At 73.3% G+C, this 9,310-nt stretch carries 6 protein-coding genes; all 6 read right to left on the reverse strand.

What is annotated here, in order from left to right:
- Positions 1–49: 49 nt before the first annotated feature.
- Positions 50–256 carry a hypothetical protein gene (locus E1298_RS39545; protein WP_131902514.1) on the reverse strand — a complete coding sequence of 69 codons (207 nt, stop codon included), beginning with the start codon at positions 254–256 and terminating at the stop codon, positions 50–52.
- Positions 257–414: 158 nt separating this feature from the next.
- Positions 415–1,455 carry an NADP-dependent oxidoreductase gene (locus E1298_RS39550; protein WP_131902515.1) on the reverse strand — a complete coding sequence of 347 codons (1,041 nt, stop codon included), beginning with the start codon at positions 1,453–1,455 and terminating at the stop codon, positions 415–417.
- Positions 1,456–1,543: 88 nt separating this feature from the next.
- Positions 1,544–4,021, reverse strand: coding sequence for a penicillin-binding protein (locus E1298_RS39555; RefSeq protein WP_165975886.1), 2,478 nt, complete (start codon positions 4,019–4,021; stop codon positions 1,544–1,546).
- 70 nt (positions 4,022–4,091) lie between these two features.
- Positions 4,092–5,126: a nucleoside triphosphate pyrophosphohydrolase gene (locus E1298_RS39560; RefSeq protein WP_131902516.1), complete on the reverse strand. Its 1,035-nt coding sequence runs from the start codon at positions 5,124–5,126 to the stop codon at positions 4,092–4,094.
- Positions 5,123–5,776: a hypothetical protein gene (locus E1298_RS39565; protein ID WP_131902517.1), complete on the reverse strand. Its 654-nt coding sequence runs from the start codon at positions 5,774–5,776 to the stop codon at positions 5,123–5,125. Before E1298_RS39565 ends, E1298_RS39560 begins: the two co-directional genes overlap by 4 nt.
- An 89-nt stretch (positions 5,777–5,865) precedes the next feature.
- The coding region (gene mfd / locus E1298_RS39570) for a transcription-repair coupling factor (RefSeq protein ID WP_131902518.1) at positions 5,866–9,310 on the reverse strand (3,445 nt) is incomplete at its 5' end.

The following is a 9,310-nucleotide window of genomic DNA, read 5'->3' on the forward strand; positions in this document are numbered from 1 at the left end:
TTGCTGAGGACGGCCCGCAGCGTGTCGGGCAGGCCGCAGGGCGAGGCCGCTAGCCGAGGCCCAGTTCGTCGCGGAGGCGCCGGCGCTCGGCCTCCAGCAGCTCGATCTGCCCGGCCAGCTCCTCCCGGGCGGCCAGGTCCTGGCCCGCGTCCACGAAGTCCCTGGCGTCGCCCGGCGGCGGGGTCAGGTCCTCGCGCAGCCGCGCGAGGTCCTCGTCGATCATGCGGAGCCTGTCGCGCTTCTCACTCTCGTTCATGCGCCCCTCCTGGTACGTCACGGGCACCTCCCTTTCGGCACGCTCGCTTGTCGGCACGCTCGCCTTGTCGGCACGCTCGCTTGCCCGCCGGCACGCTCGCTCGGCGGCACGGCACCTCCATGCCCGCGCATGCCGCCGCGTCACCTCGTCCGGGTCCGTCAGACGCGGACGACGGTCTTGCCGCGCGCGCCACCGGCCCGGTTCCCGGAGCGGAGCGCCAGCGGAGTGGAGGGAGCCGGGCCGGTCGCTCTTCCCGGGGGGTGTGGGGGGTCGTCCCTCCACCGGAAACCGGCCCGGTTGGCGGCGAGCGCGTCCGGCGCGTCCCGGAGCGGGACCTCCCGCTCGATCACCACGCGCAACTCGCCGGCGTCGATGAGGTCCGACAGCCGGTCCAGCAGGTCCGCCGACGGCTCACCCTCGAAGTTGACCCCGCGCAGGCCCTTGGCGGCCATCGAGTCGGGGTTCACCGACCACGTGGTGCTCATGTAGGTGCCGCCGGGCCGCAGCATCTGCGCGACGGCCTCCGTCGCGGCGGTGTCGCTCACCATGTCCAGGACGGCGTCGATGCCGTCCGAGTGCGCGGCGAGCACCTGGGCGTTGAGGTCGCCCTTGGAGTGGTCGACGGTCTCGGCCGCGCCGAGCCGCCGCATCGTGCCCGCCATGTCGGAGCGTGCGGTGGCGATGACCTTGGCGCCCGTCCGGGCGGCGAGTTGCACCGCGGCCTGGCCGACGCCGCCGGTCGCCCCCACGACGAGGACGGTCTGCCCCGTGTCGACGCGGGCGTCCTCCACCATGGCCAGCGCGGTCATGCCCGCGGTCGGCACGGCGGCGGCCTGCGTGTAGATCATGCCCTGGGGCATGCGGGCGACCGGGCCGTCCTCGCGGGCGAGGGTGTACTCGGCGTAGGTGCCGAGGCCGCGCGCGGCCCCGAAGAAGGACCCGTAGACCTGCTCGCCGTGGCGCAGCCGGGTCACGCCCTCTCCGGCGTCCTCCACGACGCCCGCGCCGTCCTGGCCCAGGATGAGCGGGAACGACGCGTCGAGGGAGTCCTTGAGCAGGCCGTCGGCGACCTTCCAGTCGAGCGGGTTGAGGCCGGCCGCGATCAGCTTCACCAGGATCTCCCCGGGTCCCGGCTCCGGGCGCGGCAGCTGCGTGAGCGCCGGTGTGGCGCCGTATTCGGACACGGCGATGGCTTGCATGACGATCGTCCCCCCGATCGGATCCGCGGGGCGGTGGCCCCGGGGAGTGATCTACCCGACCGGCCGGGCGATCACACGGATCCGCAGGTCAGGGCAGGCGGTCGGGCTGCGGCGACGGCCGTCCGTGGTCGCCCGGCTCCGGGGTGGCGGGCGGCACCGGCACCTGCTCCCGGCCGCCGCCACGGCCGCCGTCACCGCCGCGCCGGTCGGGACGGCCGTGCTTGGCGCCCTTGCTCAGGCGCAGCGTGACGGTGCCGCCCGGCTCGACGGATCCGGGGCCCGGCGACATCTCGGCGACGGTGCCCCTCTTGTACTTCCTGGACTCGACGGGCCGGTCGACGCGCACCTTGAACCCGGCGGCGCGCAGCTTGGCGACGGCTGCGCGGAGTCTCAGGCCGCGCACGTCCGGCAGCTTGGCCTTGTCCTCGCCCGACCCCTCGCTGAAGTAGTGCGACGGCGGCCGGTGGAACGAGGTCGCGGGCGTTCCCGCGAGCGCGCCGAGCATGCTCTGCCGCCAGATCGGCGCGGGGATCGTCGCCCCGAAGACGGTGCCGTAGCACTCGCCGTCCATGCACAGGTTCTCCATCGGGTACCGGTAGCCGCCGCGCGGGTCGCCGACCCACACGGCCGCGGCGAGGTCCGGGGTGTACCCGGCGAACCAGGCGGCGGAGAAGTTGTCGACGGTGCCGGTCTTTCCGGCGGCGGGACGGCCGAGGCCCATCCCCCGCGCCGTCCCCTTGGTGAGGACGCCGCGCAGCACGTGGCTGACGGCATCGGCGACGCCCTCGTCGATCGCCTGCTTGCAGCCGGCTCCAGGGACCTTCATCCGGCGGCCGTTCGCGGCGGTGATCTGCCGGATGGCGATCGGCGAGCAGTACCGGCCGCGCGCGCCGAACGCCGCGTAGGCCGCCGCCAACCGCACCGGGGAGACCTGGCCGGACCCGAGCGTGAACGACGGGAACTGCTCCAGCGGCCTGCCGTTGGACTGCCGCATCCCGAGGCGCTCGGCCAGCTTGGCCGTCTCGCAGAGCCCGACCTTCTTCTCCAGCGCGAGGAAGAACGTGTTGACCGAGTGGTGCGTGCCCGTGACGAGGCTGAACGTCCGGCCGCCCTCGCCGTCGGCGGAGTTGCTGAGGGTCTTGCTCGGATCGCCGACGCGGCGGCCCTTGCAGTCGCGGTAGCCGACGGGCGTGTAGCCGCGCGGCGCCATCAGCCGGGTCCCGAACGGCAGGTCCTCCTCCAGCGCGGCGGCCAGGGTGAACACCTTGAACGTCGACCCGGCCTGCATGCCGATGCTGGAGCCGTGGCTGGCGTCGGCGGCGAAGTTGATCCAGGTCTTGCCGCGCTCCTTGTTGGAGCCGAGCTTGCGGTCCACGACCATGGCCTTGATCTCGCCGGTGCCCGGCTGCACCATCGCCTCGGCGGCGGCCTTGCGCGCGGAGTTCTTGGCCGGGACGTGCCGGTCCACGGCGCGCTGCGCGGACCTCTGCGCGCGCCAGTCCAGCGTGGTGCGGATGGTGAGGCCGCCCCGCTTGAGCAGCTTCTCCCGCTCCCCGGGCGTCCTGCCGAACACGGGGCTGGTGAGGATCTCGCGCTGCACGTAGTCGCAGAAGAACGGCGCCTTGCTGGTGACGCAGCCGCTCTTGACGTCCTGCACGCGCAGCTTGACGGGGAGCCGCGCGGTGGCATCGGCCAGCCTGCGGTCGATCCAGCCGAGCTCGGCCATCCGCCTCAGCACGATGTCGCGCCGCTCCCGGGCCGCGACCGGATGGTGGACGGGGTCGTAGGCGTAGGGGTAGCGGACGACCCCGGCGAGCAGCGCGGCCTCGGCGAGGTCCAGCCCGGCCGCAGGCTTGGAGAAGTAGTGCCGGGACGCGGCCTCGATGCCGTACGCGCCGTCGCCGTAGTAGGCGATGTTGAGGTAGCGGCGGAGGATCTCGTCCTTTGAGTAGCGCTTCTCCAGCGCCACCGCGTACCGCAGCTCCCGGATCTTGCGGGCCGCGGAGATCTCCTTGGCGGCGCGCTGCTCGGCGGCGGAGTCGGCCTGCGCGAGCAGCAGGTTCTTGACGTACTGCTGGGTGATGCCGGACCCGCCCTGGGTCACCTGGCCGCTGTTGAGGTTGCTGGCCAGGGCCCGCAGCGTGCCCTGGGCGTCGATGGCGCCGTGCTCGTAGAAGCGGCTGTCCTCGATGGCCAGCACCGCCCGGCGGGCGATCGGCGCGATCTTGTCGAGGGCGACGTCGACCCGGTTCTGGTAGAAGAACGTCGCCATCGTGGAGCCGTCCGCCGCCAGGATCTTGGACCGCTGCGGGACGCCCGAGGTGCTCAGGTCCTCCGGCTCGCTCTCGAACCAGTCCGCCGCGTCGCGGGCGCCGACGCCCGCCGTGCACGCGGTCGGGAGGAGCATGAGCGCGACGAGGACCCCGGCGAGCCCGCCGAGGGCGCCCAGCCCGCGGAGCGCGCGCACCTTCTCGGCGCGCGTGGTCGTCCCCGCGAGCACCCGGCGCGGACGGCGTGCCGGTGAGGGGACCGAGTCCCCGCCGTCACTCCCAGCCTCTGTCGGCACGCGCCCAGGGTAGACGTGCGTACCCCTCCAGACCACCCCATCGGCGATTCGGCGGGTCATATCACCCGATTCAGTCGGCTTGTTCGCGCCGTTCCCACGCTCTGACACGATCGCGGAATACCCGCGATACGGCTCGCAACTCCGCCTCGGGATCCACTCCCCGCTCGCCCGCCTCCCGGACCAGCTCGAAAAGCCTTGTCCCCAGGTCAGTCGCGGTGCCCGCACCATGGTCCACCCCGTCCGGCGACACGCCGCCGGCCTCGTCCGGCGGGACGGCGGCACCCGGGCCGGGGGCGAGGCCGGCGGGGGCGCCGATCCGCGCGGCGCGGCGCTGGAGCTGAGCGGCCAGCGACAGCGCGGGCTGCCCCATCGGGACGCCGTCGAGCGCCGACGCGTCCTCGCCGCTCTTCTCGGCCCGCTCGGCCGCCTTGATCTGCTCCCAGTTGGCGTTGACCTCGTCGGCGCCGGAGACGGTCACGTCCCCGAACACGTGCGGATGCCGCCGGACGAGCTTGTCGACGATCCCGGCGGCCACGTCGTCGATGGTGAACGCCGTCTCATCGGTGCGCTCGGCGGCCACCACCGCGTGGAAGGCCACCTGCATCAGCACGTCGCCGAGTTCCTCGCGCAGCGCGCCGAGGTCGCCGGACTCCACGGTGTCGAGGACCTCGTACGCCTCCTCCAGCAGGTACGGCACCAGCGTGGCGTGCGTCTGCTTGCGGTCCCACGGGCACTCGCGGCGCAGCGTGTCCATCACGGAGACGAGGTCGAGGAGCCGGGAGCCGGGCAGGTCGTACGACCCGTGCAGCACCTCCACGTCCAGCGGGTCGGCGACGACGAGCGTCCCGATCTCGCGCATGAGCGCCTCGTCGCCCTCGGGCGCCGCGACCCACACCACGTCCTCCCGCCGCGCCGCCGCGACCAGGGCGGCCGCGTCGGGCTCGGCCACCCGCTCGGGGACGATCCCGGCGTCGTGCAGGCCGGGCAGCAGCGGATGGTCGCCGCGCACCAGCACCCGACCGGCCGACCGGAGCGCCTCCCACGCCTTCCAGGACAGCAGGCCCGGCGCCACGCGGTGCGTGGTCGCGAGCAGGGTCAGGCTCATGGGCGGCCGACGCCCGTCTCCGGGCTGGACAGCCGGTAGCCGACCGGGCCGACGTCGCCCCGGACCGCGTCGAACGTCCCGTACCTGGGGTTGATCTTGATGTGCATCCGGTCGGCGGTGCCGCGGAACAGCGCGTTCCAGCGCTGCCCGGCCTGCGCCGTCGCCGGGCTGGCGGGGTTGCCGTCGGCCCCGAGCCGCCGCAGCACCAGCTGCCGCGTCGCGATGAAGCGCGCCACGTCCCGCGCCTTCTCCCGGGGCAGCCCGCTCGCCAGCGTGAACGAGGCCGCGCCGCCCGGCCGCTTGTTCAGCCCCTCGACGACCTGGTCGGTCTGCCCGTCCGGCACCGGCACGCCCTGCTGCGCGGCCATCTTCTCCGCGACCCGGAAGTTGATGAGCAGGGTCAGCGCGCCGCGCATGTCGGCCTCGCCGGAGCCCGCCCCGACCTGCTCGGACGGGTCGTTGGAGTTGGACCGCATCTGGTTGGCCGCCGCGTCGCTCCTGAACTGGCCCCGCCAGTCGCGGACGGTCTGGCTGAGCGTCGTGACCGTGATGCGGTCGTCGCCGACGAGGGCGGCGGTGCCCACCCTCGGCGAGCCGCCGCAACCGGCCAGCGCGCCGGCCGCCACCAGAACGGCCACCGCGGCCTTCACGGACTTACCGGACACGGGCTTACCGGGCACGGACCTACCGGGCACGGGGGACTCCATCTCGTCGATGATCACTTCCGGACTGCGCCAGCTTAGGCGCGGACGGATTCGAGGAACAGTGCCTCGACCAGGTCGGTCGCCCATTTCAGCAGCTCCTGGTCGCGCAGCGGCCGGCCGCCGAGCGGCGCGGTCTTCGGCGCCGGCACCAGCAGCGTGTCCGTCGCCGGCTTGAGGATGCTCTTCGGGTACAGCCGCTGCAAGCGGACCTGCTTGGAGTCGGGCAGGTCCGCGGGCGTGAACTTGATGAAGTTCCCCTGGACGGTGACGTCGGTGAGCCCCGCCCGGCGCGCCTTGGCCCGGAACCGCGCCACCTCCAGCAGGTTCAGCACCGGGACGGGCGGCGCCCCGAACCGGTCCTTGAGCTCCTCGTGCACGGCGGCGATCTCGTCCTCGGACGTGATCGCGGCGATGCGGCGGTAGGCGTCCAGGCGCAGCCGCTCCCCCGGCACGTACTCGTGCGGCAGGTGCGCGTCGACCGGCAGCTCGACCCTCGTCTCGACGGAGACCGGCGCGCGGCCGCCCTCCTTCAGGTCCCGGACGGCCTCGCCGACCATCCGGACGTACAGGTCGAACCCGACCCCGGCGACGTGCCCGGACTGCTCGGCGCCCAGGATGTTGCCCGCACCGCGGATCTCCAGGTCCTTCATGGCCACGTACATGCCGGCGCCGATCTCGGTGTGCTGCGCCAGCGTCGCGAGCCGCTCGTGCGCCGTCTCGGTCAGCGGCGTCTCCGGCTGGTACAGGAAGTAGGCGTAGGCCCGCTCCCGGCCGCGCCCGACCCGGCCCCGCAGCTGGTGCAGCTGCGACAGCCCGTACATGTCGGCGCGGTCGACGATCAGCGTGTTGGCGTTCGGCACGTCCAGGCCGGACTCCACGATCGTCGTCGCGACCAGGACGTCGTAGTTCTTCTCCCAGAAGTCGACCATGACGCGTTCCAGCTCGTGCTCGTTCATCTGGCCGTGCGCGGTGGCGATCCGCGCCTCCGGGACGAGCCGCGCCAGGTTCGCCGCGACCTTGTCGATCGAGCGGACCCGGTTGTGGACGAAGAACACCTGGCCCTCGCGCAGCAGCTCGCGGCGCACGGCCGCGGCGATCTGCTTCTCCTCGTACGGCCCGACGAACGTCAGGACCGGGTGCCGCTCCTCGGGCGGCGTGAGGATCGTCGACATCTCCCGGATGCCGGTCAGGCCCATCTCCAGCGTCCGCGGGATCGGCGTCGCGGACATGGCCAGCACGTCCACCTGCGTCCGCAGCCGCTTGAGCTCCTCCTTGTGCTCGACGCCGAACCGCTGCTCCTCGTCGATGATCACCAGGCCGAGGTCCTTGAACCGCGTCCGGGACGACAGGATCCGGTGCGTGCCGACGACCACGTCCACGCTGCCCGCGGCGAGGCCCTGGAGCGTCTCCTCGATCTCCTTATCGGACTGGAACCGGCTGATCGGCTTGACCACCACCGGGAACGGCCCGAACCGCTCGCTGAACGTCGACAGGTGCTGCTGCACCAGCAGCGTCGTCGGCACCAGCACCCCGACCTGCTTGCCGTCCTGGACGGCCTTGAACGCCGCCCGCACCGCGATCTCGGTCTTGCCGTAGCCGACGTCGCCGCAGATCAGCCGGTCCATCGGGACGGGCCGCTCCATGTCGCCCTTCACCTCGTCGATCGCTCCGAGCTGGTCGGGCGTCTCCACGTAGGGGAACGCGTCCTCCAGCTCCCGCTGCCAAGGGGTGTCGGCGCCGAACTGGTGACCCGGGCTCGCCATCCGCGCCGAGTACAGCCTGATCAGCTCGCCGGCGATCTGCTTGACCGCCTTGCGCGCGCGGGACTTGGCCTTCTGCCAGTCGGCGCCGCCGAGCCGGTGCAGGCTCGGCGCCTCGCCGCCCACATACCGGGTCAGCTCCTCCAACTGGTCGGTCGGGACGAACAGCCGGTCGCTCTTGGCGTACTCCAGGATCAGGTACTCGCGGGTGGCGCCCTGCACCGTCCGGCTGACCATCTCCACGTACCGGCCGACGCCGTGCTGCTCGTGCACGACGTAGTCGCCCGCCTTGAGCTGGAGCGGGTCGATGCCGCCGCGCCGCCGCGACGGCATCCGCCGCATGTCCTTGGTGGACGACTTCTGCCCCGACAGGTCGGTCTCGGTCAGCACCGCGAGCTTGACCGACTCCCAGGTGAAACCGTTCTCCAGCAGCCCGGTGGTCACGTTGACGACCGACGGCTCCGGCGGCGCGTCCACGCCGGTGAGCCGCGCGCCGAGCCCCTCCTCGCCCACGAGCTGGACGAGCCGCTCGGCCGGGCCGTGCCCGGCGGTGACCAGCACGACGCGCCAGCCGCCGTCGATCCACCCCTTGAGGTCGGCGACGACCCGTCCGGTGTCGCCCCGGTACGCCTCGGCCGCGTGCGCCCCGAGGTTGAGCGCCTCCACCCTGCCCTCCAGGGGGGACGCCCCCCCTGCTCCCCCCGCGCTCCCTTCGCTCGCCATTCCAGGATTAAGCGCTGTCACGCTCCAGCGGGGAAGGCCGAGCTCGGTGCTGTGGAGGCGGACCTCCTCCAGCGAGCGGAACGCGGCGGCGCCGAGGTCGATCGGCGCCTCGCCCCCGGCGGCCGCGTTGACCCAGCTGGCCTCCAGGAACTCTTGGCTCGTCCGGACGAGCTCCACCGCGCGGGTGCGGATCCGCTCCGGCTCGCACACCAGCAGCGCCGAGCCCTCCGGCAGCAGGTCGGTGAGCAGCTCCATGCTCTCGGCGAGGACGGGCGAGAACGCCTCCATGCCCTCGACGGTGTCGCCGCCCGCGATCCGGCCGAGGATCTCCTCCAGCGCCGGGTGCTCCTCGGCGAGCAGGCGGGCCCGCTCGCGGACCGCCTCGGTCAGCGGCAGCTCCCGGCACGGCGGCGCCCACAGCCCGTCCTGCGCGACCTCCAGCGAACGCTGGTCGGCGGCCTTGAAGTAGCGGATCTCCTCGACGGTGTCGCCCCAGAACTCCACCCGCAGCGGGTGCTCCTCGGTGGGCGGGAACACGTCCAGGATCCCGCCGCGCACCGCGATCTCGCCGCGCTTCTCCACCAGGTCGACGCGGTGGTAGCCCGCGTCCACCAGGCGGCGGACGGTGTCGTCCAGGTCGGCGTCCTCACCGGAGGCCAGCCGCACCGGCTCCAGGTCGCCGAGGCCGGTCACGATCGGCTGGAGCACCGCGCGGATCGGCGTCACGACCACGTCCAGGCCGCCGCCCTTGCCCGCGTCCCCGGCCGTGGACGGGTCGCCCGCGTCCGGGTGGACGAGCCGCCGCAGCACCGCGAGCCGCTGCCCGACGGTGTCCGAGCGCGGCGACAGCTTCTCGTGCGGCAGCGTCTCCCACGCGGGGAAGTGCGCGACCCGGGCCGGGTCGAGCAGGCTCGACAGCGCGGCGGTGAGGTCCTCGGCCTCGCGGCCCGTGGCGGTCACCGCGAGCACCACGCCCCGCCCGCCCGCCGAGCCGCCG

Origin of the sequence: Actinomadura rubrisoli, assembly GCF_004349215.1 — a bacterium.
In the GTDB taxonomy this organism is placed as follows: Bacteria; Actinomycetota; Actinomycetes; order Streptosporangiales; family Streptosporangiaceae; genus Spirillospora; species Spirillospora rubrisoli.